This window comes from Glycomyces artemisiae (genome assembly GCF_003002955.1).
GTDB classification, from domain to species: domain Bacteria; phylum Actinomycetota; class Actinomycetes; order Mycobacteriales; family Micromonosporaceae; genus Glycomyces; species Glycomyces artemisiae.
This window is the reverse complement of sequence record NZ_PVTJ01000007.1, coordinates 57,923-82,458: the sequence shown is the minus strand read 5'-3', so window position 1 is coordinate 82,458 and position 24,536 is coordinate 57,923. Positions and strand designations below refer to the sequence as shown.

General features: G+C 72.4%; 21 protein-coding genes. 17 read left to right on the top strand and 4 right to left on the bottom strand.

Going from position 1 to position 24,536, the window contains the following annotated elements:
- Positions 1-97 precede the first annotated feature (97 nt).
- The 4 genes from B0I28_RS18010 (at position 98) to B0I28_RS18000 (ending at position 6,541) form a co-directional block, all read left to right on the top strand.
- Positions 98-1,963 carry an RNB domain-containing ribonuclease gene (locus B0I28_RS18010; RefSeq protein WP_106365235.1) on the top strand — a complete coding sequence of 622 codons (1,866 nt, stop codon included), beginning with the start codon at positions 98-100 and terminating at the stop codon, positions 1,961-1,963.
- 73 nt (positions 1,964-2,036) lie between these two features.
- Positions 2,037-3,293 carry a tyrosine--tRNA ligase gene (gene tyrS / locus B0I28_RS18005; protein ID WP_106365234.1) on the top strand — a complete coding sequence of 419 codons (1,257 nt, stop codon included), beginning with the start codon at positions 2,037-2,039 and terminating at the stop codon, positions 3,291-3,293.
- 49 nt (positions 3,294-3,342) lie between these two features.
- Positions 3,343-5,532, top strand: coding sequence for a tetratricopeptide repeat protein (locus tag B0I28_RS27340; protein ID WP_181245841.1), 2,190 nt, complete (start codon positions 3,343-3,345; stop codon positions 5,530-5,532).
- A complete protein-coding gene (locus tag B0I28_RS18000; protein WP_181245840.1) occupies positions 5,507-6,541 on the top strand; it encodes an HAD-IIA family hydrolase in 1,035 nt (344 codons plus the stop codon). Before B0I28_RS27340 ends, B0I28_RS18000 begins: the two co-directional genes overlap by 26 nt.
- Positions 6,542-6,627: 86 nt before the next feature.
- On the opposite strand, the gene B0I28_RS17995 is transcribed toward B0I28_RS18000, so the two are convergent.
- A complete protein-coding gene (locus B0I28_RS17995) occupies positions 6,628-6,975 on the bottom strand; it encodes an SCP2 sterol-binding domain-containing protein (protein ID WP_181245839.1) in 348 nt (115 codons plus the stop codon).
- 194 nt (positions 6,976-7,169) lie between these two features.
- Positions 7,170-7,508 (bottom strand): SCP2 sterol-binding domain-containing protein, encoded by a 339-nt coding sequence (locus B0I28_RS17990; RefSeq protein WP_106365231.1) that lies wholly within the window; start codon positions 7,506-7,508, stop codon positions 7,170-7,172.
- Between the two features lie 161 nt (positions 7,509-7,669).
- Here B0I28_RS17990 and B0I28_RS17985 point away from each other — a divergent pair, with 161 nt between their 5' ends.
- From B0I28_RS17985 to B0I28_RS17930, 12 genes are all read left to right on the top strand, one after another.
- On the top strand, positions 7,670-8,056 hold the full coding sequence (locus B0I28_RS17985) for a hypothetical protein (protein WP_106365230.1): 387 nt from the start codon (positions 7,670-7,672) through the stop codon (positions 8,054-8,056).
- Entirely contained in the window at positions 8,053-8,247 is a 195-nt protein-coding gene (locus B0I28_RS17980) for a hypothetical protein (protein WP_106365229.1), read from the top strand. The genes B0I28_RS17985 and B0I28_RS17980 overlap by 4 nt, the downstream gene beginning before the upstream one ends.
- A gap of 32 nt (positions 8,248-8,279) precedes the next feature.
- Positions 8,280-9,077 (top strand): TlyA family RNA methyltransferase, encoded by a 798-nt coding sequence (locus tag B0I28_RS17975; RefSeq protein WP_106365228.1) that lies wholly within the window; start codon positions 8,280-8,282, stop codon positions 9,075-9,077.
- 83 nt (positions 9,078-9,160) lie between these two features.
- Positions 9,161-10,069, top strand: a complete 909-nt coding sequence (locus tag B0I28_RS17970) for an NAD kinase (RefSeq protein ID WP_106365227.1) — start codon at positions 9,161-9,163, stop codon at positions 10,067-10,069.
- 59 nt (positions 10,070-10,128) lie between these two features.
- A complete protein-coding gene (gene recN / locus B0I28_RS17965) occupies positions 10,129-11,865 on the top strand; it encodes a DNA repair protein RecN (RefSeq protein ID WP_106365226.1) in 1,737 nt (578 codons plus the stop codon).
- Positions 11,866-11,937: 72 nt separating this feature from the next.
- A complete protein-coding gene (steA, locus tag B0I28_RS17960; RefSeq protein ID WP_106365225.1) occupies positions 11,938-13,134 on the top strand; it encodes a putative cytokinetic ring protein SteA in 1,197 nt (398 codons plus the stop codon).
- The gene (locus tag B0I28_RS17955; protein WP_181245838.1) at positions 13,131-14,060 is read left to right on the top strand and encodes a copper transporter; all 930 of its coding nucleotides are present in this window, start codon (positions 13,131-13,133) and stop codon (positions 14,058-14,060) included. The genes steA and B0I28_RS17955 overlap by 4 nt, the downstream gene beginning before the upstream one ends.
- Before the next feature lie 10 nt (positions 14,061-14,070).
- Positions 14,071-14,967 carry a hypothetical protein gene (locus B0I28_RS17950; RefSeq protein ID WP_219926844.1) on the top strand — a complete coding sequence of 299 codons (897 nt, stop codon included), beginning with the start codon at positions 14,071-14,073 and terminating at the stop codon, positions 14,965-14,967.
- Entirely contained in the window at positions 14,964-16,619 is a 1,656-nt protein-coding gene (gene murJ / locus B0I28_RS17945) for a murein biosynthesis integral membrane protein MurJ (protein ID WP_106365223.1), read from the top strand. Before B0I28_RS17950 ends, murJ begins: the two co-directional genes overlap by 4 nt.
- Entirely contained in the window at positions 16,616-17,713 is a 1,098-nt protein-coding gene (locus tag B0I28_RS17940) for a glycosyltransferase family 4 protein (protein ID WP_106365222.1), read from the top strand. Before murJ ends, B0I28_RS17940 begins: the two co-directional genes overlap by 4 nt.
- A gap of 3 nt (positions 17,714-17,716) precedes the next feature.
- The gene (locus B0I28_RS17935; protein ID WP_106365221.1) at positions 17,717-19,957 is read left to right on the top strand and encodes a hypothetical protein; all 2,241 of its coding nucleotides are present in this window, start codon (positions 17,717-17,719) and stop codon (positions 19,955-19,957) included.
- A 61-nt stretch (positions 19,958-20,018) separates the two neighbouring features.
- The gene (locus B0I28_RS17930) at positions 20,019-21,710 is read left to right on the top strand and encodes a CTP synthase (RefSeq protein WP_106365220.1); all 1,692 of its coding nucleotides are present in this window, start codon (positions 20,019-20,021) and stop codon (positions 21,708-21,710) included.
- A 58-nt stretch (positions 21,711-21,768) separates the two neighbouring features.
- On the opposite strand, the gene B0I28_RS17925 is transcribed toward B0I28_RS17930, so the two are convergent.
- The gene (locus B0I28_RS17925) at positions 21,769-22,122 is read right to left on the bottom strand and encodes a DUF805 domain-containing protein (protein WP_106365219.1); all 354 of its coding nucleotides are present in this window, start codon (positions 22,120-22,122) and stop codon (positions 21,769-21,771) included.
- A gap of 189 nt (positions 22,123-22,311) precedes the next feature.
- Positions 22,312-23,817, bottom strand: coding sequence for an MFS transporter (locus B0I28_RS17920; RefSeq protein ID WP_106365218.1), 1,506 nt, complete (start codon positions 23,815-23,817; stop codon positions 22,312-22,314).
- A 162-nt stretch (positions 23,818-23,979) separates the two neighbouring features.
- Between B0I28_RS17920 and B0I28_RS17915 the strand changes: the two genes are divergently transcribed.
- Positions 23,980-24,519 (top strand): TetR/AcrR family transcriptional regulator, encoded by a 540-nt coding sequence (locus tag B0I28_RS17915; RefSeq protein ID WP_106365217.1) that lies wholly within the window; start codon positions 23,980-23,982, stop codon positions 24,517-24,519.
- Positions 24,520-24,536: the final 17 nt, after the last annotated feature.

Below are 24,536 nucleotides of genomic sequence, written 5' to 3'. Positions count from 1 at the left end.
GGGCCGGGCGTTCACCATGTGAACTCCCGGCCCCACGCGTACGCCCCCGCAGCGTGTCGCTCCCGCTACGATTGCGGCTGGACACGAAGGAGCGCAGTTGGCCGAGCACAACCCGGCGGAACACGGGATCATGATCGACGCCCCCACCACCGCCGACCGCGACGACGCGGTCTGGATCGAACCCCTCGGCGACGGCCCCGGCCCCGAAACCGGCTTCGACGTCTGGATCCACATCGCCCGCGCCGCCGACCACGTGCGCACCGGCGGCCCCGCCGACACCGAGGCCCGCCGCCGCGTCCACACCCGCTACCGCGCCGACCACACCAAGCACATGCTCCCCGCCCCCGTCGTCGAAGCCGCCTCCCTCACCCCCGACCGGCCCTGCGACACCTTCGCCGTCCACCTCCGCATCGACGCCGCCGGACGCGTCCTCGACGCCGAGCTCGGCCCCGGCCGCCTCACCCGCTCCTGGACCATGACCCACGCCGAGGCCGCCACCGCCTCCGGCGACCCCGCACACCCGCTCCACGACACCCTCGCGCTCGCGCTCCGCTTCGCCCAGACCATGCTCGCCGCGCGCCGCAACGCCGGAGCCCTCGCCTTCTACGACCTCCTCTCCGGCTTCGCCACCAACGAAGAGGGCCAGATCGTGCGCCTCGACAGCGCGGAGCGGAACTCCGGCTACATCATCGTGCAGGAGTTCATGATCGCCGCCAACGCGCAGATCGCCGCCTGGGCCGTGCGCGAAGACCTCCCCATCCTCTTCCGCAACCACCGCCTCGCCGCCGTCGCGGGCGACCCCGCCGAACTCCGCGGCGAACTCGACGACATCGCCGCCTCCGGCGACGGCGCCGCCTTCGAGATGCTCCGCACCCGCATGAAGATGGTCTCCCGCGCCGCCACCTACGGCCCCACCGTCCACGGCCACCACGGCCTCCAGCTCCCCGTCTACACCCACGCCACCAGCCCCATCCGCCGCTACCCCGACCTCGTCACCCAGCGGATCCTCCTCGCCGCCGCGCTCGGGCACCCCAGCCCCTACAGCCCCGAGGAGCTCACCGCCACCGCCGACCACGTCAACGAGCACCTCGACGCCGAGCGCCGCGCCAAAGCCGAGTTCTTCAAGCAGCGCGCCCACGCCGAGACCGCCCGCCAGATGGAGACCGCCGACTTCGCGTCCCTGCCCTACAAGCAGTTCGCCCGCGTCCTCCAGTTCGCCGTCGAACGCGGCGAGGCCCCCGCCGGACTCGCCGACGACACCGCCCGCCGCCTCGACGCCCGCGAACTCCAGCTCCGCGAGTTCGCCTCCGTCTACCTCTACGGCGGCGCCGACTTCCAGCCCCTGCGCGAGCGCATGAACCGCCGCCTCGCCCGCGAGCCCCAGCAGGCCCAGTCCGTCCTCAACGTCTACCTCCAGGACCGCCTCGGCGGCCCCGTGAGCAACGAGACGAACGTCCGCTGGACCGTCGAGGCCGAGCCCGCCTACGAAGGCCCCCTCTTCGGCGCCCAGGTCGCCCTCGTCTTCGACGAGACCCGCGTCGAGTCCCCCAAACGCTTGCAGCGCAACAAGAAGGACGCCCGCAACCAGGCCGCGCTGGCGCTGGCCGCGCAGCTCGCGGGCCTGCCCGACCTCTCCTCCGACGCCGCCGCGAAGCCCCGCGCCGACGCGCCGCGCAAGCTCCTCGTGGACGCCGCCGTCAACCCGGCCGAGGCCGTCCAGATCTACGCCGCCCGCGGCGTCGTCGACGGCCTCTCCTGGGACTTCGAGGTCGACGGTCCCTCACACGAACGGGTGTTCACGTGCCGCGGCGAGGGCCTCCTGCGCTCCACCGGCGAGCACGTCGCCGCCGAGGGCCGCGGCCCGACCAAGCAGGCCGCGAAGACCGCCGCCTCGCTGGAGCTGCGGGTCGTCATCGAGGCCGGGCTCGCGCTCGGGGAGACCGGGAGCCGCAGCCCGGCCTAGGGGCGCAGTAGGCGGGGCCACGCGCGCGAACGCACCGCGAAACGCGTTTCCCCCGCTAAGGCACAATGAACCCGTGCACATTCTCGACGATTTCGCATGGCGCGGCCTCATCCAGGACTCGACCGGTATCGACTCGCTCCGCGAGTCCATCGACGCCGGGCGGCTCACGTTCTATGTGGGCTTCGACCCCACCGCTGTCAGCCTGCACGTCGGCCACCTCATGCAGGTGCTCACCGCCCGCCGCCTCCAGCTCGCCGGGCTGCGCCCGCTGCTGCTGGTCGGCGGCGCCACCGGCCAGATCGGCGACCCCAAGGAAGCGGGGGAGCGGTCGCTCAACCCGCCGGAGGTCGTCGCCGGATGGGTCGAGAAGATCCGAGCCCAGGTGGCCCCGTTCGTCACCTACGAGGGTGAGAACGCCGCCGTACCGGTGAACAACCTCGACTGGACCTCCGAGCTGAGCGTCGTGGACTTCCTCCGCGATGTCGGCAAGCACTTCCCGATCTCGAAGATGCTCGCCCGCGAGGTCGTGAAGGCCCGGCTCGACGCCGGCATCTCCTTCACCGAGTTCTCGTACCAGCTGCTCCAGTCCCACGACTACTTCGAGCTGAACCAGCGGCACGGCTGCACCCTCCAGTTCGGAGGGTCGGACCAGTGGGGCAACATCACCGCGGGCGTCGACTACATCCGCCGCCGCACCGGAGACCATGTGCACGCCTTCGTGACCCCCCTCGTCACCAAGGCCGACGGCACGAAGTTCGGCAAGACCGAGGGCGGCGCGGTCTGGCTCGACCCGGAGCTGACCAGTCCGTACGCGTTCTACCAGTTCTGGCTGAACTCCAGCGACTCCGACGTGGTGCGCTACCTGAAGTACTTCTCGTTCAAGTCGCACGAGGGGATCGCCGAGCTGGAGGCCGCCACCGCCGAGAAGCCCGCCGCGCGGCTCGCGCAGAAGGCCCTCGCCGAGGAGCTGACCACGCTGCTGCACGGCGCCGAAGAGACGCAGAACGTCGTCGCCGCCTCGCAGGCCCTGTTCGGCCGCGGCGAGCTGGCCGAGCTGCCGGAGGCGACGCTGCGCGCCGCGCTCGTGGAGGCCGGCCTCGCCGAGCTCCCGAAGCCCGACGTCACCGTCGCGGAGGCGATGAAGGAGGCGGGCGTCGTGGCGAGCCTCGGCGAGGCGCGCCGCGCGGCCAAGGAGGGCGGGGCGTACCTGAACAACATCCGGGTAACCGATGCCGAGGCGGTCATCGACCGCGCTGACCTGCTCCACGGCAAGTACGGAGTGATCCGGCGGGGTAAGAAGACCGTCGCCGGGGTCGAGGTCGTCGGCTAGGACCTACACTTGATTGGTTTTGTCGCGGTGAACAGAGGGGGAGACACAAGTGGCTGAAGACGGCCGCGCCCGCAAGGGTGGAGAAGACCGACGAGGCGGCTACGGCCGTCGCGAGGGCGGCGGCTACGGCGACCGTTCGGGCCGGGGCGGTGGCGACCGCCGCGACGACCGCGGGAACCGGGGCGGCTACGGCCGCAGTGAAGGCCGCGACGACCGCCCGCGGCGCTACGAGGACCGGGACGACCGGCCCCGCCGCTACGAGGGCAACCGCGACGACCGTCCGCGCCGCGACGACGACCGCGGGGGCTACAACCGCGACGACCGCGGCCCGCGCCGCTACGACGGCGACCGCGGTGGGAACCGCGGCTTCAACCGCGACGATCGCGGGGGCAACCGGGGCGGTTTCAACCGCGACGACCGGGGTCCCCGCCGCTATGAGGGGAACCGGGACGACCGGCCCCGCCGCGACGGCGACGACCGTCCGCGCCGCTTCGACCGCGATGACCGCGGCGGCCAGCGCGGGGGCTTCAACCGCGACGACCGCGGTGGCAATCGCGGCGGGTTCAACCGCGACGACCGCGGCCCGCGCCGCTACGACGACGACCGCCCCCGCCGGTTCGAGAACCGCGACGACCGGGGCGGGAACCGCGGCTTCAACCGCGATGACCGCGGCGGCCAGCGCGGGGGCTTCAACCGCGACGACCGCGGTGGCAACCGCGGCGGCTTTAATCGCGACGACCGCGGACCCCGCCGCTACGACGACCGTCCGCGCCGTGACGGCGACGACCGTCCCCGCCGCTTCGACCGCGATGACCGCGGCGGCCAGCGCGGCGGCTTCAACCGCGACGACCGGGGCCCGCGCCGGTACGAGGGCAACCGCGACGACCGCGGTCCCCGCACGTTCGACCGGGACGAGCGTCCGCGCCGGTTCGAGAACCGCGACGACCGGGGCGGGAACCGCGGTTTCAACCGCGACGACCGCGGGGGCAACCGCGGTGGTTTCAACCGCGACGACCGCGGTCCCCGCCGCTACGAAGGCAACCGCGACGACCGCGGCGGCCGCAGCTTCCGCGATGACCGCGGCGGCAGCCGGGGCGGGTTCAACCGCGACGACCGGGGCCCGCGCCGCTACGACGACCGGGACCGGGACGACCGCTTCGGCCGCGACGGCAAGGAGCGCCGGGGCCGGGACAACCTGCGCCCCTTGGAGGAGCGCGAGGCCGGGCACGAGGGCCCGATCCGCATGGGCGAGTCCGACCAGGCCCCGGACCTGCCCGAGGGCGTCGAGTACGGCTTCGACCAGCTCGACAAGGAGACCAAGGAAGGTCTCCGCAGCCTGAACAAGCAGCTCGCCGAGGCCGTCGGCAACCGGCTCATCGCCGCCGCCGCGCTCCTCGCCGAGGACGACGTCCAGGGCGCCCTGGAGCAGGCCCGCTACGCCCGCCGCAAGGCGTCCCGCGTGGCGATCGTGCGCGAGGTGACCGGTGTGGCCGCGTACGGCGCCGAGGAGTGGCAGCTGGCCGTCAACGAGCTGCGCGCCGCGCAGCGCCTGGGCGGCACCCACGACCACGTGGCCCTCATCGCCGACTGCGAACGCGCCCTTGGGCACCCCGAGCGCGCGATCGACCTGTACCGCGAGTTCGGGAGCGACGAGAGCGTCGACCCGGAGGTCCGGGTCGAGCTGCTGATCGTCGCCTCCGGCGCCCGCCGCGACATGGGCATGGGCGAGGCCGCGACCGCGATGCTCAAGGTCGGGGCGCTCAACTCGCCGAAGACCGAGCCGTGGGTGGCCCGTCTGCGCTACGCGTACGCCGAGGGCCTTCTGGCCGACGGCCGCGAGGACGAGGCCCGCGAGTGGCTGTCCAAGGCCGTCGCCGCCGACGAGGAGGGCGAGACCGGCGCCGCCGAGCGCCTCCTCCAGTTGGAGGGCATCGACTTCGAGGAACTCGAAGACGAGGACGACGACGACCTCGATGATGAGGACGACGACGAGGACGACGACCGCGACCTCGACGATGACGACTACGACGACGAAGACGACTTCGAGGACGAGGACGAGGACGAGGACGCCGAGTACGACGACGAGGAAGACGACGACCTCGACGAAGGCGACGAGGACGACGACGAGGACCGCGAGTCCGAGGCCCCGCGTGCGGCGCAGGAGCCGTCCGGGCCGGCGGCCGAGAAGGCGAACCCCGACGCTGAGGAGTCCGATGACCCGACTGAAAGGCGCCCCTGAGGCACTGGCGAGCGCCTACGACCTGGCGCTGCTCGACCTCGACGGCGTCGTGTACCTGCTGCACGAGCCGATCCCGGAGGCGGCCGCGACCCTCGCGGCCCTTCCGGGGCTCGACTGCGACCCGGTGTTCGTCACGAACAACGCCTCGCGCAGCCCCGAGACGGTGGCGGAGTCCCTGCGCGGCATGGACATTCCCGCCGAGGCCGCCCAGGTGCTCACCTCCGCGCAGGTGGTGGCCTCGGGCATCCTCGACCGGATCGGCAAGGGCGGCAAGGTCCTCGTGACCGGCTCGCAGGCGCTGCGCGACGCGGTGACCGGCGCCGGGCTCGTCCCGGTCGACGACCCGAAGGCCGCCGCGGCGGTGGCCTTCGGGTACACGCCGCAGACCTCGTGGCGCTCGCTCGCGGACACCACGATCGCGGTGCGCGGCGGCGCGTTCTGGGCCGTGGCGAACCTCGACGCGACACTGCCCACTCCGGACGGTCCGCTGCCCGGCATGGGCGCGCTCGTGGGCGCGGTGGCGACCGCGCTCGGGCACGGACCCGACTTCACGGCGGGCAAGCCCGAGCAGCCGATCTACCGGATCGCCATGGCGCGCAAGCCGGGCGGCCGGGCGATCATGGTCGGCGACCGTCCCGACTCCGACATCGCGGGCGCCAACCGCGCCGGGATCGACTCGCTCCTGGTGTTCACGGGCGTGGCCTCGCCGCGACTGGCGCTGGGCCTGCCGCCGCAGGAGCGGCCGACGTACCTCGGCTGGAGCCTCGCGGCGCTGACCGAGCCGCACCCGGAGCCGGACTGGAACGAGGCCGTCGACCGGATCGACTGCGGCGGTTGGACGGCCGAGCTCGACGGGCCCGACATCCGCTTCAGCGGGCAGGGCGAGGAGCTGGACGGCTGGCGCGCGCTGTGCGAGTTGAGCTGGGCCGCAGCGGACATGAACGGGTACGACCCGTCGCGCCCGCCCGTCCCGGTCGGCCCGGCCGCCGAGAAGCTCCTGGCGGCCTGACCGGTCCCGCTCCAAGGCAAGCGAAAAGCCCGGACTGCCGCGGTCCGGGCTTCGTCATGTCGTGCGGGTGAAGGGGCCTCGGGGGCTTATTCGACCTTGAGGGCCTTGCGCAGCTTGGCGAGGTCCTTCACGGACGCCTTGATCTTGACCTTGCCGGTCAGGAACGCCTTGGCGGGCTTGAGTTCCTTCTTGGACAGGGCGATGAGGTCGTCCGAGCCGATGATGATCCGGACCTCGGCGTCGGCGGCGTCGCCGTCGAGCAGGTCGGTCAGCTTGCCGCCGGAGAGCTTGGCGCTGAACGCCTGGCCCAGGTCGGTGACCTCGACGGCCAGCGTGCGTTCGAAGTCGTCTTCAAGGTTGAGCTCGTCGGACTTCTTGGCGACCTTGCCCGCCATCTTCTCCAACACGTTGCGGACTTCGTCAACAGTGGCCATGCGGTCCTCCCGATAGTGCATACGAAGCTCGACCCGCTCGTCTGCGAGGCCGGCTGCGCAGAGATTACAACGTGGCCTGAATGCTGTTGCGTCCGACCGGGAGGCATTTGCCCGTCCGCGGGCCGCAGGGGCCGGGGCGGGCCTCACGGCCCGCGCCCGCGCACCCTACGCCGCGTCTCCGGCGCCAAGGAGCGCTAGAGCACCTGGCGGAGCTTCATCAGGTCCATCATGGGGGCCTTGATCTTCACCTGGCCCCCGGTGAACGCCTTCATGAAGTCGAGCTCGCCCGCGACGAGCTTGAGCAGGTCGTCGGAGCCGACGATCATGCGGATCTCGGCGTCGGGGTTGTCGCCGTCGACGATGTCGACGAGCTTGCCCCCGTCGAAGCGGCCGTTGAAGGAGACGGACAGGTCCTTGATGTCCGCCGCGAGGCTCCGCTGGAACCCGGTGAGCTTCTTGACCGTCTTCGGGTTCGAAGCGAGGTTGTCCGCGAACTGCTCCAGGGCGGTCCGGCATTCGTCGATGGTGGCCATGTGGCCCTCCTGTTCGATCGGCGCGGGCGCGGCTGTGCGCCCACGAGTATGTTACCGACCAGTACGACGCGTCGGTCGCGACCGGTCACCGGTAGCTTGGCAGTACCGTTGACGGGACAGGACCCCGTCCCGGGAAACCAGACCCCGAAAGGAGTGGGACCATGGCCGACACCGCCCGCGCCTACTTCGACACCGTCTTCGGCATGGCCGGCGAGCCCGCCCGCCGCGCCCGCGAGTTCGCCGGCAAGGTCCGCGAGGACCTGCGCGCCGGCTCCGAGAGCGCCCGCTCCGGCGCCCAGCGGCTCCGCGAGCACGGCGGCCGCACCGCCCACGACGTCAGGCGCCTCATCCGCGCCGAGCTCGACAACGGCCTCACCCGCATGGGCGTCGCCACCCAGGCCGACCTCGACGACCTCAACCTGCGCCTGGAGCACTCCGAGGAGCAGATCCGCGAGCTGCGCGTGCGCCTCGCCGAGGCCGAAGCGCGCGCCGCCGCCCCCAAGCCCGCCCCCTCGCAGACCAGCAGCGACGACGAAGGGGACGCATGACCGACGCACCGAACCCGGGGGCCGTCGCGGCCCGCCTCCGCGGCGACGCCGACGACGTCGAGGCCGAGGTCGAAGAGGCCCTCGGCAGCCTCGAAGCGCTGGAGGACCTGCCCGTCACCGAGCACGTCGCCGTCTTCGAGGGCGTCCAGCAGCGCCTCTCCGAGATCCTCAGCAACGTCGACGACGCCTGACCCGGACACGTTAGAAAGCCACCGACCGCGCCATGCCGACGCGCTACCGACTCGACGCCGAACTCGTGCGCCGCAAGATCGCCCGCTCCCGCGAGCACGCCCGCGAACTCATCGCCGACGGCCGCATCCACCTGCGCGGCATCCCGGCCACCAAGGCCGCCACGTCCGTCACCGGCGACGACTCGATCCGCCTCGTCGGCGACGCCGACGACTACGTCTCCCGCGGCGCCCACAAGCTCATCGGCGCCCTCGACGCGTTCGGCGTCGACCCCGCCGGCCTGCGCGTCCTCGACGCGGGCGCCTCCACCGGCGGCTTCACCGACGTCCTCCTGCGCCGCGGCGCCGCCGAAGTGCTCGCCGTCGACGTCGGCTACGGCCAGCTCGCCTGGAAGCTCCAGACCGACGAGCGCGTCACCGTGCACGACCGCACCAACGTCCGCCACCTCACGCCCGAGCAGCTCGGCGGCCAAGTGGACCTGACGGTGGGGGACCTGTCGTTCATCTCCCTCGGGCTCGTCCTGCCCGCGCTCGCCGCCTGCACCAGGCCCACCGGGCTCATCCTCCCGATGGTCAAGCCCCAGTTCGAGGTCGGCAAGGGCCAGGTCGGCGCGGGCGGCGTCGTCGCCGACCCCGCGCAGCGCGCCGACGCCGTCTGGAACGTCATCGAGACCGCGCAGGGCCTCGGCTGGACCACCACCGCCGTCGCCGCGAGCCCCCTCCCCGGCCCCAAGGGCAACGTGGAGTTCTTCTGCCGCATGCAGACCGGCGGCGAACCCGTCGCCCGCGAGACCGTGGACGCCGTGGTCGCCGCCGGACCGCCCGCCAAGTGAGATCCGCGGCGACGATCCCCTCCGGGCGCCTCGGCTTCCGGTGTACAGTTCGAGGCCCTGGAACCGTCTGAGAAGGAGCGCGCGTGGGGTCGCAGCAGAAGCCCGGCCGCGTGCTGGTCGTGACGCACCCGCTCCGCGAGGACGTCGCCGAGCTCGCCGAGAAGCTGGCCGCCGCCCTCCGCTCCGCCGACGTGGCGGTCCGCATCATCACCGGCGAGGTCCGCTCCCTCCTCCACCCCGACGCCCTCCTGGTCGTCGAACCGGGAGGCGAGGAGACCGCCGCGACCGCCGATCTCGTGCTCGCCCTGGGCGGCGACGGCACGGTCCTGCGCTCGGCCAAGCTCGCCGCCGAGGCCGACGTGCCGCTCCTGGGCGTCAACTTCGGCAAGGTCGGCTTCCTCGCCGAAGCCGAGACCGGCGAGCTGGAGACCGTCGTCTCCCGCCTCCTGGACGGCGACTACGGCGTCGAGGAGCGCACCGCGCTGGCGGTCGAGGCGACCGGCACCGACGGCGAGCTGCACCGCTCGTGGGCGTTCAACGACATCGCCGTGGAGAAGGCCGAGCCCGCGCGGATGCTCGAACTGTTCATCGAGATCGACGGGACCCGCATCTCCCGCTACGGGTGCGACGGCGTCGCGGTCGCGTCCCCGACCGGCTCGACCGCGCACGCGATGTCCGCGGGCGGCCCGGTGGTCTGGCCCGATGTGGACGCCCTGGTGGTCGTCCCCATGAACGCGCACGCGCTGTTCGCCAAGCCGATGGTCGTGCACTCCTCTTCGGAGATCCGCATCGGAGTGGAGTCGGTCGGCACCGAGGGCGCGCTCATCGCCGACGGCAAGGAGCTCACCCGCCTGACGGCCGGATCGACGGTGACCATCCGCCGCTCGGCCCGCCCGGTGCGCCTGGTGCGCATGTCCGGCCAGCCGTTCGCCTCGCGCCTCGTCTCGAAACTCTCTCTGCCCGTTGACGGTTGGCGTCACGGGCGAATCTAGCTCGCAACGAGCGCCTCTCCACCGCCCGATGTCGGTCCGTGCGGGTACAGTCTTGAACTGTGTTGGAGGAGCTTCGCATCCAGAACCTGGGCGTGATCGCTGACGCCACCCTGCCGCTCGATCCCGGTCTGACCTGCATCACCGGTGAGACCGGCGCCGGCAAGACCATGGTCGTCGCCGGTCTGGGTCTGCTGTTCGGCGGCCGCGCCTCCCGTGCCCCCCTCGGCGCGGACCGCGCCCTTGTGGAGGGCCGCTTCGCCGTGGGCGAGGCCGCGCTCGAACTGCGCGAACGCGCCATCGAGGCCGGCGCCGACCTGGAGGACGGCGAGCTGCTCCTGGCCCGCTCGGTCTCCAACGAGGGCCGTTCGAAGGCCTGGGTCGGCGGCCGCTCCGCGCCCGTCGGCGTCCTCGCCGAACTCGGCGAGCTCGCCATCTCGGTCCACGGCCAGTCCGACCAGATGCGCCTGCTCCAGCCCGCCGAGCAGCGCGCCGCGCTCGACCGATTCGCCGGGGCCGACCACGGCAAGCTCCTCGACGCCTACCGCACCGCGTTCCACGAGCTGGGCGCGTGCGCGGCCGAGCTGTCGCGCCTGCGCACCAGCGCCCGCGAGATGGCCCGCGAGGCCGACATGCTCCGCCTGGGCCTCGACGAGATCACCGCCGTCGACCCGCAGGAGGGCGAGGAGGCCGACCTCGCCGAGGAGGCGCTGCGCCTGGAGAACGCCGAGGCCCTGCGCCTGGCCGCCGCCACCGCGCACGGCGCGATCACCGGCGATCCGACCACCGGCGAAGGCGGCGCCACCGACACCGTCGGGGCCGCCGCGCGCGCCCTGGAGCACGACGCGCACTCCGACCCCAAGCTCGCCGAGTTCGCCGAGCGGCTCGCCGAAGCCGGTGCGCTCCTTGCGGAAGCGGCCGTGGACCTCTCGTCCTACCTCGACGACCTCTCGGCCGACCCGCGGCGCCTGGAGGAGATCTACCAGCGCCAGGCCGCCTTGAAGACCCTGTACCGCAAGTACGCCGAGGACCTTCCCGGCGTGCTCGCGTGGGCCGACAACGCGAGCAAGCGCCTCGGGGAGCTCGACGTCTCCGACGAGCGCGTCGCCGAGCTGGAGTCCCAGCACGCCGAGCTGACCGCCCGCGCCGCCGACCTCGCCACGCAGCTGCGCGCCTCCCGCCGCGCCGCCGCCGAGCGGTTCTCCACCGCCGTCTCCGCCGAGCTCAAGGGCCTGGCGATGCCGCACGCCGAGGTCGTGGCCGCCGTCGAGGCCCGCCCGGCCGGGCGCGGCAGCGTCGACCTCGTCGTGGACACCACGATCTCCGGCGCGTCCGAGGACGGCGCCGACGAGGTCGAGCTGCTCCTGCGGCCCCACCCCGGCGCCCAGCCCGCCGCCCTCCACAAGGGCGCGTCCGGCGGCGAGCTCTCCCGAGTGATGCTCGCCATCGAAGTCGTGTTCGCGGAGATCGGCGGCCCGCCGGTCCTCGTGTTCGACGAGGTCGACGCGGGCGTCGGCGGCGGCGCGGCCATCGAGATCGGCCGCTGCCTCGCCAAGCTCGCCCGCCGCCACCAGGTCCTCGTCGTCACCCACCTGCCGCAGGTCGCCGCGTTCGCCGACCGCCACCTCGTCGTGTCCAAGGACACGTCGGGCGCGGTCACGGTCTCCGGGGTGCGCGTCGTCGACGACGCCGCCCGCGCCCGTGAGCTTGCTCGCATGCTCGCCGGGATGCCCGACTCCCACCTGGGCGTCGCGCACGCGGAGGAGCTGCTGGCCGAAGCCGCGAAGATGAAGTCTTAGAACGGTCCTTACCGCCGTCGAGCGGCGCGCCGCAGCATGAGGCGTGGCCGCAGGATGGCATGATGATGCACGATGCGTGTACCTAGCTTGCGTTTGCCCGGGCGGAACCAGGAGGGCGAGCCCTCCGAGGGCCGGCTCGTCGGCACCGCCCGCCTCGACCGCCGCACGAAGCGGCTCTGCGGTCGCCTCGAACCCGGCGACATCGCGGTGATCGACCACGTCGACCTCGACCGGGTCGCGGCCGACACCCTCGTCGGGACCGACGTGGCCGTGGTCGTCAACGCCGCCAAGTCGATCTCCGGCCGCTACCCGAACCTCGGCCCCGAGGTCCTCGTCAAAGCCGGGATCGTCCTCATCGACGGCGTCGGCGACGAGATCTTCGACAAGGTCCGCGAAGGCAAGACCGTCGCCGTCGAGGACGGCAAGGTCTACCTCGGCACCGAACTGGTCGCCGAGGGCGCCGTGCAGACCGCCGACACCGTGGCCGCCGACATGGAGGCCGCGAAAGAGGGCCTGTCGATCCAGTTGGAGGCGTTCGCCGCCAACACCATGGAGTACCTCAAGCGCGAGCGGGACCTCCTCCTCGACGGCGTCGGCGTCCCCGAGGTGAAGACCTCCTTCAACGGCCGCCACGCGCTCATCGTCATCCGCGGCTACAACTACAAGGAGGACATCGACGTCCTCCGGCCGTACATCCGCGAGTTCAAGCCCGTGCTCGTCGGCGTCGACGGCGGCGCGGACGCGCTCCTCGAAGCCGGGTACACGCCCGACATGATCGTCGGCGACATGGACTCCGTCTCCGACGACGCCCTGCGCTGCGGCGCCGAGATCGTCGTCCACGCCTACGCCGACGGCCGCGCGCCCGGCATGGAGCGCATGGACAAGCTCGGCGTCCCCGCGATCCCGTTCCCGGCGGCCGCCACCTCCGAGGACATCGCGATGCTCATGGCCGACGAGAAGGGCGCGGAGCTCATCTGCGCCGTCGGCACCCACGTCACCATGGTCGAGTTCCTCGACAAGGGCCGCGGCGGCATGGCCTCGACGTTCCTCACGCGCCTGCGCGTGGGCGGCAAGCTCGTCGACGCCAAGGGCGTCTCGCGCCTGTACCGCCAGGACATGTCGGTGTCCGCGCTCCTGCTGCTCATCGTCTCCGGCCTCGCCGCCATGGCCACCGCCGTCGCCATCTCCACCGTCGGCCGCTCCTTCGTGGACGTCATCGCCGACTGGTGGGACGGGCTGCTCTTCCAGATCCAAAGGCTGTTCTCGTGATCAACTTCCGGTACCACCTGGTGAGCCTCACCGCGGTGTTCCTCGCCCTCACCGTCGGCCTCATCCTCGGCACCGCCGCCCTCAACGGCCCCGCCATGGAGGCGCTGGAGACCACCAGCCAGGGCCTGCGCGACTCCAACGAGCAGCTGCGCGCCCAGGTCCAGGAGCTGGAGGACCAGCTCGGCGAGGAGCAGGAGTTCGCCGCCGAGATCGCCCCCGCCTACCTCGCCGGGAAGCTCACCGGGAAGAACATCCTCGTCGTGGCCCTGCCCGGCGCCGACACCGCCGCCGTCGACGGCACGGTCGAGATGCTCGGCTACGCGGGCGCCACGGTCTCGGGCCGCCTCTCCGTGCTCGACGACTTCTTCGACCCGAACAACGCCGACCAGCTCGTCGACCTCGTCGACACGACCACCCCCGCCACGGTCCAGACCCCCGTCACCTACGACGGCGTCCAGGCCATGAGCTACGTCCTCGCCGCCGTGACCACCGGCAAGGCCGCCGGGACCGCCGTCGAGATCACCCCCGGCGACATCACCAAGGTCACCACCGCCCTGACCGACATGTCGATGCTCACCGTCGAGACCACCCCGACCGGCCTCGCCGACGGCGTCATCGTCCTCGCCGGCGCCGGGGCCACCGACTCCGACGCCGACCAGCGCAACACCGGCATGGTCACGATCACCAACGAGTACGCCGCCGACGGCCCCACCCTCTACGGCGCCATGACCTCCACCGGCGACGGCAACCCGATCAACGTGCTGCGCACCGACAGCGCCGAGACCGTCGCCACGGTCGACAACGTCGCCTTCACGCAGGGGCAGATCGCCACGGTCGCCGCGCTCGCCGAATTCGTCAACGCGGGCACCGTGGACCACCTCGGCATCGGGGAGGGCGCTTCGGCCCTGCTTCCCGACGCGGCCTAGTATCGCGCCCATGAGCCAGTTGACGCGAACCGTCGGTAGGGCGTTCCTCGGAGGGGTCGCGGCAGGCGGCACGATCGCCGCGATCGGCGCCATCCGCCGCTCGAAGTGGGCCGCCGACCTGGAACGGATCAACCACAAGGGCGACATCGTGAGCCTGGCCGAAGGCCCCGGCATCACGATCGGCGCCACCGCGGGCGCGGTCCTGGGCGCGAACTCCCCGGCCTACGCCGCGGCCGCCGCCACCGCGGGCGTCACCGCGGGCGCCGTCGGCCTCTACGACGACATCGCCGACTCCAAGGGGGAGAAGGCGAAGGGCTTCAAGGGCCACGTCGGCGCCCTCCTCAAGGGCCGCGTCTCCGCCGGGCTCGTCAAGATCCTCGGCATCTCCGGCGCCGGGCTCGCCGCCGCCGCGCTCATCGACCTTGAGAACGGCGAGCTCACCGACGACCGCCGCTCCCGCCTGCGCCGCATCTGGAACGTCGGCGTCGGCGGCGGCGTCATCGCCGGGGCCGCCAACGTCATCAACCTGTTCGACCTGCGCCCCGGCCGCGCCCTCAAGGTCGTCACCCTCGCCTCCGCCCCGCTCTCGCGCCCCCCGGGGGCCAAGTCCCGCCGCGCGACCGCCGCGGGCGGCGCCAACACCGCGCTCGCCGTCTCGGCCGCGGCCGGCGCCGCGATGTCCGAGGACCTCGAAGGCAAGACCATGCTCGGCGACGGCGGCGCCAACGCCCTCGGCGCGCTCCTGGGCCTCGCCTACGTCGCCCGCACCGGCATGGTCGGCCGCCACGTCGCCCTCGCCGGGGTCGCCGCCCTCATCGCCGCCTCCGAGAAGGTCTCGTTCACGAAGGTCATCGCCGAGACGCCCGTACTGCGCGAGCTGGACGAGCTGGGTCGGACGAAGTCTTGACCGAGACCCGACGCGAAGTCGGTCGTGCCGCCTCGGTCATCGGTGCGATCACCGTCGCCTCCCGCCTGGCCGGATTCGGCCGCACGATGGTGTTCACCTGGGCGATCGGCCTGGTCAGCCTCGGTACCGCCTACCAGACCGCGAACTCCATCCCCAACATCATCTTCGAACTCGTCGCGGGCGGTGCGCTCGCGGCGCTCGTCATTCCCCTCCTGGCCGCCCCCCTCGCCAGGCACGAGCCCGAGCAGGTCAGCCGCATCGCCTCTGCGCTGCTCACCTGGGCCCTGACGATCCTCGTCCCGGCCGGCGTCCTCGTGGCGCTGTTCGCGCGCCCGATCATCGTCCTGCTCATGCCCGGCGAGGAGGTCACGCAGGCGACCGTCGACGTCGGCGTCGAACTCCTCGTCCTCTTCGCCCCGCAGCTGCCGCTCTACGGCGTCGCGGTCGTCCTCACCGGCATCCTCCAGTCCCACCGCCGCTTCGCCTGGCCCGCGGTCGCCCCGCTCCTGTCGAGCGTCGTCATGGCCGGGGTCTACGTCGTCTACGGCGTCATCTCCGGCCGCGGCGACAACGCCGCGACGATCAGCCAAGGCGAGATCCTCCTCCTCGGCCTCGGCACCACCGCGGGCGTCGCCGTCCTCGCGGGCTGCCTGATCTTCCCGCTCCGCGGCCTGCGCATCAGGATCCGCCCGGCCTGGCGGATGGAGTCCCACGTCGCCTCCGGGCTCAAGTCGCTCGCCATCGCGGGAGCGATCACCGTCGGCGCGCAGCAGCTCTGCCAGGCCCTGCTCCTGGCCCTCGCCAACGAGGCCGGGGACGGCCCCGCCGCGATCTTCACCGTCTCCCAGACGTTCTTCCTGCTGCCCTGGGCCGTGCTGGCGGTCCCCATCGCCACCGCCGCCTACCCCGTCCTCGCGGAGGCGTACTCCCTCGGCGAGCACGAGCGCTACCACCGGCGCCTCTCCAACACCGGCCGCGCCGTCCTGCTCCTCTCCGGCCTCGGCGTCGCCGCCCTCGCCGGCCTCGCCGAACCCATCAGCACCGTCCTCGCCTCCGTCTCCTCCGACGGAGACGCGAGCACCCGGACGCAGCTCCAGGCCACCCTGACCGGCCTCGCCTTCGGCCTCTTCGGCTACTCCATGTTCGCGATCTACTCCCGCGGCCTGTACGCCGTGGGCCGCAACAAGTACGCCGCCGGGGCCACCTCGATCGGCTGGGCCGCCGGGGCCGTCGCCGCCATCGTCCTCTCCCAGGCCATGCCCCTCGCAGACCGCACGCTGGCGCTCGCCATCGCCTGGTCGATCGGCATGACCGTCATCGGCCTCGCCCTCACCGCCGCCATCGCCCGCCACACCGGCGCCGCGAGCCTCGCGGGCATCCCGAGGGCCGCGCTCGCCACGGTCGTCGCCGCGGTCGCCGCGGTGCTCGCCGCGCGCGAGCTCATCGCGCTGTGGGGTCACGCGAACACGATCTACACCGCGCTCTTCCAGGGCGTCGTCGTCGGCGCCGCCACCGCCGTGGTCTACCTCGGCCTCGGGGCGCTCATCGGCGGATCCGGTGTCGTGCGCCCGGTCCTGCGGCGCGCTGGCAGAATACGGTCGTCAGCGGAAGACGAAGCACAGCAACCCGACGAAGACGGAGCAGACCAGTGAGCCACCGCCGTATCGCCTTGGTGCTCGGCCCCTCGACCGGCGGCATCGGCACCCACGTCGCCTCGGTCGCCGAGGGATTCGTGGAGCGCGGCGACGCCGTCCTGGTGGTCGGCCCGCCCGAGACCGAGGAGCGCTTCGGCTTCCGCGCGCGAGGCGCCCGCTTCGCGCCCGCGCCCATCACCGCGAAGCCCTCCCCGGAGCTGCCGCTCGCCTGGTGGTCGGCCCGGAACGCGCTGCGCGGCATCACCGGACGCGGCGTCGACGTCGTCCACGCCCACGGCCTCACCGCCGGGATCACCGCGCTCGCCGCCCGCCCCGCGGGCGCCGCGCTCGTCACCACCTGGCACAACCAGCTCATCACCTCCGGAGTCAAGCGCCGCGTCTCCGACGCGATCGAGGGGCGCCTCGCGCGCGGCGTCGACGTCGCCCTCGCCGCCTCCTCCGACCTCCACGAGCACCTGGTCGCCCTGGGCGCCAAGGACGCCCGCCTCGCACCCGTCGCCGCCCCGCCGAAGAACGCCAGCGGCGAGCCCGGCGCTGTCCGCGCCGAACTCGGCATCGGCGACCGCCCCATGCTCCTATCCGTGGGCCGCCTGCACCCGCAGAAGGACTACGACACCCTCATCGCCGCCGCCACCCGCTGGAAGGCCCTGGACCCGGCCCCCGTCGTCGTCATCGCCGGGGACGGCCCCGAGCGCGACCGCCTCCAAGGCCTCATCGACGCTTCGGGCGCCGACGTGCGCCTCCTCGGCCACCGCACCGACGTCGGCGACCTCCTCGCCGACGCCGACCTCTCCCTGGTCACCAGCCAGTGGGAGGCCCGGCAGCTGTTCGCCCAGGAGACCCTCCAGGCCGGCGTCCCGCTCGTCACCACCCGCACCGGCGGCATCCCCGAGCTCGTCGGCGACGCCGGAATCTACTTCGAGGTCGGCGACGTCGACGCCCTCGACCAGGCCGTGCGCGGCCTCCTCGGCGACCCGGACAAGCTGGACAGCTACCGCGAAGCGAGCCTCGCGCGCGCCGCCACCTGGCCCGACGAGGCCCAGATGCTCGACGCCCTCGACGCGCTCTACCTCGAACTGACCGGAAGATAGCCAGTGGTGCGCAACCTGGACGCCGGGCGGCGGGCCCGCAAGGTCCGCAAGTCCCTCGCCCGCTCCCTGTCCGAGCACCGCGGGCCCCTCGGCGTCTGGATCGCCGTCGTGCTCCTCGCCGCGCTCGCGGTCATCCAGCTCCTGCCCGACGAGCGCGAGGACGCCATCCCCGACGCCGTCGACTCGGTGATCGTCCTCGGCGTCGGCGGCCTGTCCTGGACCGACATCGACGCCGAGACCACCCCGAACCTCGCCGCGCTCGCCGAGAACGGCGCGCTGGCCGAGCTGAACACCGACTCGGGCCGCAACTTCACGTGCACGCTCGACGGCTGGCTCACCCTCTCAGCAGGGGCGCCCGCCGTCGCCGGGAACTACGGCGACTCCGCCGACTGCGGGCCCGTGACCGACGAGCAGATCAGCGACGAGGACGGCGCCACCACGGTCGGCGACATGACCGACCTCGTGGCCCTCAACCGCGACCTCGACCAGGGCGCCGAGGTCGGGATGCTCGCCGCCGGGACCTCCTGCGCCACGGGAGTGGGCCCCGGCGGGGCCTACGCCACCGCGAACTCGGTCGGCCGCGTCGGCGAGTACGCCTCCGCGCTCCCGTCCGGCCGCGACCTGGCCGCGCTCCTGAACGAGTGCCCGCTCACCGTCGTCGACGGCGGCGTCCTCTCCTCCGACGCGGAGCTGCGGGCCGCCGCGCTCGACCAGCTCGACGCGACCGTCGCCGCCCTCGACGAGGCCCGCTCGGGCGACAGCGCGCTCATCGTCACCGGCATCAGCCAGACCGAGGAGCCCAACCGGCTCCTCGCCACCGTCGCGAACTTCGGGTCCGCCGACGGCCACTCGCTCCTCGACCTGCCGGCGGAGCGCCCCGGCTACCTGCGCCTGACCGACCTCACCGCGACGATCCTGACGCTCCTGGACGCGCCGCTCCCGGACTCGGTCTCCGGGACCGCCGCGGGGGCCGCCGAGGACACGCTCTCGTACGCCGACCGCCAGGCGGTCTTCGACGACACCGACGTGCGGCTCATCGCGGCCGCGGTCGCCGCGCCCGCCACCCAGTGGCTCCAGGTGTTCCTGTTCCTCGCGTTGACGTTCGTGGCGTGGCCGCTGCTGCACCTGCTGCGCCGTGCCGGGCAGCCCGGCGTCAAGCCGCCGCCGCTGTGGCTCATGCGCCTGAACATCGTCTCGGCGCTCGTGTGCGCGGTGTTCACCGCGGCCGCGATCCTCGCCGACTTCTTCGAGTGGTGGTCGGCCGACCGGCCCGGTGTCGTCGGCCCGCTCACGGCCCTCGGCATCGCCGTCGTGTGCGCGTTCGCCGCGATCCTCATCCCCGGCCGCCGCGGGCCCGCGAGCCTCATGGTCACCGTGTCCGCGTTCGGGATCGTCGTCACCGTCATGGCGATGGTCATCCACACCGAGGACCCGCTCGGGACGCTCCTGGGCGACTACACCGTCGCCGACTCCGCGTCGAACGAGCTCGGCCCGGTCGCCACCGGCATGTTCATCGCCTCCCTGTGGCTCCTGGCCGCCGCCGCGGCCTGGCGGCTCCCGCGCCGCTACCAGGCGCCCGTCATGGCCGCCATCGGCAGCCTCGGCGTCCTCGTCGTCTCCGCCGGGTTCCTCGGCGACTCCGTGCCCGCCGCGGTCGCGATCATCGTGGGCACCTGCCTTGCGGCCGCGCTCGCCACCGGCGGCTGGGTCACGTTCCAGCGGTTCGTGTGGTCGGGCCTGGCGGGCGTCGCGGTCCTGTTCGGCCTCTCGTGGATCGACTACCAGCGGCCCGCGGCCGAACGCGGCGAGCTCGGCGCGTTCCTCGGCGACGTCCTCGGCGACACCAACGGCGTCATCGCCTCCGGGGTCGGCTCGAACGTCGTGTCGGTCTTCACCTCCCCGATGAGCCTCCTCGCCGTCATGGCCGGCGGCTACTGCTGGCTGGTGCTCCTGCGGCCCGGCGGCGGGCTGCGCCGCGCCTGGGGCCTGTACCCGCCGCTGCGCGCCGCGTTCTCCGCGGCCGTGGTCGGATCGGGCATCGCCGGGCTCCTCCTCGGCAAGGGCGTCATGAGCCTCGGCTCGGCCCTCGCGGTCATGGTCCCCTTGGCGGTCATCATGAGCCACCGCGTGCTCGCCCGCGCGCACGTCAAGGACGGCGAGTACTCCGACATGATCGTCGACGCACCCTCGTGGGTCGATGAGGAAAACAGCGGCGAAAGTGTTAGTGTGGAATCCCGTGGATGAAGCGATCCACCGGCTGCTTTCTTAAGCGGCTCGTTCGCCACGAACACCACGGGAGTCCGCCTTGGCCAGCGCTGCGAATGGTCAGATCCGCACTACGAAGCACCTCTTCGTCACCGGCGGGGTCACCTCCGCCCTCGGCAAGGGCATGACCGCCGCCAGTCTCGGGAACCTCCTGACGGCCCGCGGCCTCTACGTGGTGATGCAGAAGATCGACCCCTACCTCAACGTCGACCCGGGCACGATGAACCCGTACGAGCACGGCGAGGTCTTCGTCACCGACGACGGCGGCGAGACCGACCTCGACATCGGCAACTACGAGCGGTTCCTCGACCGGAACCTGTCGAAGCACGCGAACGTCACCACCGGCCAGGTGTACTCCGACGTCATCGCGAAGGAGCGCCGCGGCGACTACCTCGGCGCCACGGTCCAGGTGATCCCGCACATCACCAACGAGATCAAGGCCCGCCTCGCGGCGATGGCCGACCCCGACCCGGAGACCGGGCGCGTCCCCGACGTCGTCATCACCGAGGTCGGCGGCACGGTCGGCGACATCGAGTCGCTGCCGTTCCTGGAGGCGATCCGCCAGTACCGCCACGACATCGGGCGCGACAACTGCTTCTTCCTGCACGTGTCGCTGGTGCCGTACCTGGCCGCGTCCTCGGAGATGAAGACCAAGCCCACGCAGCACTCCGTGGCGCAGCTGCGCAGCATCGGCATCCAGCCCGACGCGATCGTGTGCCGCTCCGACCGCCCGCTCCCGGACGGCCTCAAGGGCAAGATCGCCGGGTTCTGCGACGTGGACGACGCGGCGGTCGTCTCGGCGCCCGACTCGAAGTCGATCTACGAGATCCCCAAGACCCTCCACTCGGAGGGCCTGGACGCGTATGTGGTCCGCAAGCTCGACCTGCCGTTCAAGGACGTCGACTGGACCGCGTGGGACGACCTGCTCGACCGCGTCCACAACCCGCAGGCCATCGTCGAGGTCGCGATCGTCGGCAAGTACGTGGAGCTGCCCGACGCGTACAAGTCCGTCGTGGAGGCCCTGCACGCGGCCGGGTTCGCGCACCGCGCCAAGGTCAACGTCCGCTGGGTCGTCTCCGACGAGTGCGGGAGCCCTGAGGACACCGCGAAGGCCCTCGCGGGCGTCGACGCAGTGGTCATCCCCGGCGGGTTCGGCGACCGCGGCGTGCCCGGCAAGATCGAGGCGCTCACCTGGTCGCGCACCCGCGGGGTGCCGACGCTGGGCCTGTGCCTGGGCTTGCAGTGCATGGCGATCGAGGGCCTGCGCGAGATCGCCGGGCTCGTCGGCGCCGACTCCGAGGAGTTCGACCGCGAGGCCGAGCACCTGGTCATCTCCACGATGGCCGACCAGACCGAGATCGTCGCGGGCCGCGGCGACATGGGCGGCACGATGCGCCTGGGCACCTACCCGGCGAACCTCGCCGAGGGCTCGATCGTCGCCGAGGTCTACGGCGCCACCGAGGTCAACGAGCGCCACCGCCACCGCTACGAGGTGAACAACGCCTACCGCGACCAGCTCGCGAAGTCCGGGTTCGTCATCTCGGGCCTCTCGCCCGACGGGCGCCTCGTCGAGTTCATCGAGCTCGACCGCGAGCAGCACCCGTACTACGTGGCGACCCAGGCCCACCCGGAGCTCAAGTCCCGCCCGACCCGCCCGCACCCGCTCTTCGCGGGCCTGGTCGCCGCGGCCCTGAAGCGCCAGGCCGCCGAACGCCTCGACCTCGAAGCGTAAGCACCACAAGCAGAAAGGGCGGGGCTCCGAGTGGAGCCCCGCCCTTCTCACTTGTCGGTTACGCGTCGCGCGGGTCGTCGCCGTACTGGTTGGAGCCGTGCTGGCCCTCCAGCGCGAGCAGCACGAGCAGGATGATGCTGCCGACGCCGGGCACGAAGTTGATGAAGTACCACCAGCCGGACCGGCCGGTGTCGTGCAGTCGGCGCACGATCGCGGCGAGCGTGGGCAGGAGCACGGCGACGAGGTAGAGGAAGAACGGGATGTAGAGCAGGGGCTCCCGGGTGAGGGAGAACAGCAGGGACAGGGCGATCAGGATGATCGCGTTGATCAGGTAGAACATCCAGAACTCGCGGCGGCCGGCGCGGCCGGAGAAACCGACGTAGTTCTTGAGCACGGCAAGGTACCAGTTCACGCTGGGTCCTTTCGAGGGGGCGATCCGCTGTGGACCGTCAAGGGGATTGAGGGGGAGGCCCTGGGCGAGGGCCGATCGGAAACGTACCACGTTCCCCCAGTTGAGCGCGAGGGGAATCCCCCGCGTCGGCTCCCTTGAGGAGGGGACGGCGAAAGGGCGGGCTCCCGGAGCCCGCCCTTTCCGTGCGCCTTACGGCTGCTTCGTGCGCAAGGTCCGGCCGACCATGACCGTGGCGACCACGACCAGGCCCGCGGCGATGAGCGCGACCGTCTGGAGGCCGTGCGTGAACGCGGTGCGGGCCGCGGCGAGCAGGGCGTCCCCGGCCTCCGCCGGAAGCGCGGCGGCCGCGTGGACGGCCTCGCCGAGCGTCTCGGCGGCCGCGGCGGGCGCGTTCCCGAGTTCGCTCCGGTATATCCCGGTGGCGAGGGATCCCAGCAGTGCGACGCCCATCGCGCCGCCCAGCTCGTACGCGGTCTCCGAGATCGCGGAGGCCGAGCCGGCCCGGTCGGCCGGGGCGGCCGCCAGGACCGCGTCGTTCGTGACCGTCTGCGCCAGGCCCGATCCGGCGCCGATGAGCGCGAACGCGACCGCGACGACGCCTGCGCCCTGATCCACGCCGATGAGCGACATCGCGGCGAAGCCCGCGACCACCAGCACCAGGCCGCCGACGATCGTGCGGACCATGCCGATCCGCTCCGACAGCCGCACCGCGACGAGCCCGGCGACCACCGAGACGCCCATGCCCGGCAGGAGCAGCAGCCCCGCCTCCATGGGGGAGTAGCCGAGCACCAGCTGCAGGTACTGCGTGAGCAGGAACAGCGACGAGATCATCGCGAACACGATCGTGAAGTTCGTGGCGAGCGAGGCGCTGAAGCGCCTGATGCCGAACAGGTTCAGGTCCAGCAGCGGGTGCTCCAGGCGGCGCTGGCGCCGCACGAACAGCACCGCCATGGCGATGCCGAAGGCGATCGCGAGGGCCGCCGTCCACTCCACGCCGTGCTCGGCGATCGTCTTGACCCCGTACACGAACGGGAACATCGCCAGGAACGACATCGCGACGCTGAGGAGGTCGATGCGGCCCGGGTTCGGGTCCTTCGACTCCGGCAGCAGGAACGGCGCGGCCACGACCACGGCGATCGACACCGGCGCGGCCATGAGGAACACCGAGCCCCACCAGAAGTGCTCCAGCAGCCAGCCGCCGATGATCGGCCCGGCGGCCGAGCCCGCGGAGAACCCGGAGGCCCAGATCGCGATGGCGAACTTGCGCTGGCGGCCGTCCTCGAAGAGGTTCCGCATGAGCGCGAGCGTGGTCGGCATGAGCGTCGCGCCCGCCAGGCCCAGGAACGCGCGGGCGGCGATGAGCATCTCCGCGGAGGTCGCGTACGCGGCGATGACGCTCGCGGCGGCGAACGCGGCCGAGCCGATGACGAGCAGCCTGCGGCGGCCGACGCGGTCGCCGAGCGTCCCCATGGTGACCAGGAGGCCGGCGAGCGTGAACCCGTAGACGTCCACGATCCACAGCAGCTGCGAGGAGGACGGTTCGAGGTCCTCGGACAGGAACGGCACGGCGAAGCCGAGCACGGTCATGTCGATGGAGATGAGCAGCACGGGGAGCACCAGCACGGCCAGCGCCCACCCCTGCTTCGCGGTGAAGCGCGGGCGGGGGCCCGCGTGCTGCGGCAGGGTCGTCGTCATGGTGTCTCCTCCTCAGGGTCAGTTCGCGGGCCGAGGGCCGCCGCGGAACGGGCGGCCCGCAGGTGGACACCTGGGGCGCTTCGGCGAAGCTTGTGATCGAATCGACGGTTCAGGGAATATCGCTGTACCGTCCAGACGGTATAGTAGCAAGCGGGAGGGCCCATGACCAAGGACGAACCGAGCACGCGTGACCGGATTCTCAACGCGCTCCAGCGCATCCTCGTCGAGGAAGGCGCCTCCGGCGTGACCCTGGAGAAGGTCGCCGCCGAGGCCGGCGTCTCCAAGGGCGGCCTGCTCTACCACTTCAAGTCCAAGTCCGACCTGTACGACGGCCTGGCCCGCCGCCACCGCCTCCAGGAGGAGGCGAACATCGCCCGCGCCCGCGAGACCGGCGTGGTCGCGAGCTTCCTGGAGGTCTCCTGGGTCGAGTCCGAGGAGTCCGCGGCCGGGCTCTGGGCCCTGCTCACGGCCCTGCGCGGCACCGGCGAGCTCTCGGAGGAGGCCCGCGCCGACGTCCTGTTCATCTTCAACGGCTGGCGCGACCTCATCCACGAGCAGGTCGCCGACCCCGTCACCGCCGAGATCGTGCGCCTGGTCGGCGACGGCCTGTTCCTCTCCGCGCTCGCGGGCGCCCCGCTGCCCAAGCGCGAGGTCGTCGAGCAGATCCTCGCCCGCCTCACGCTTGAGAGCGGCGGGGCGTAACAGAGCCGGGCTAGGGT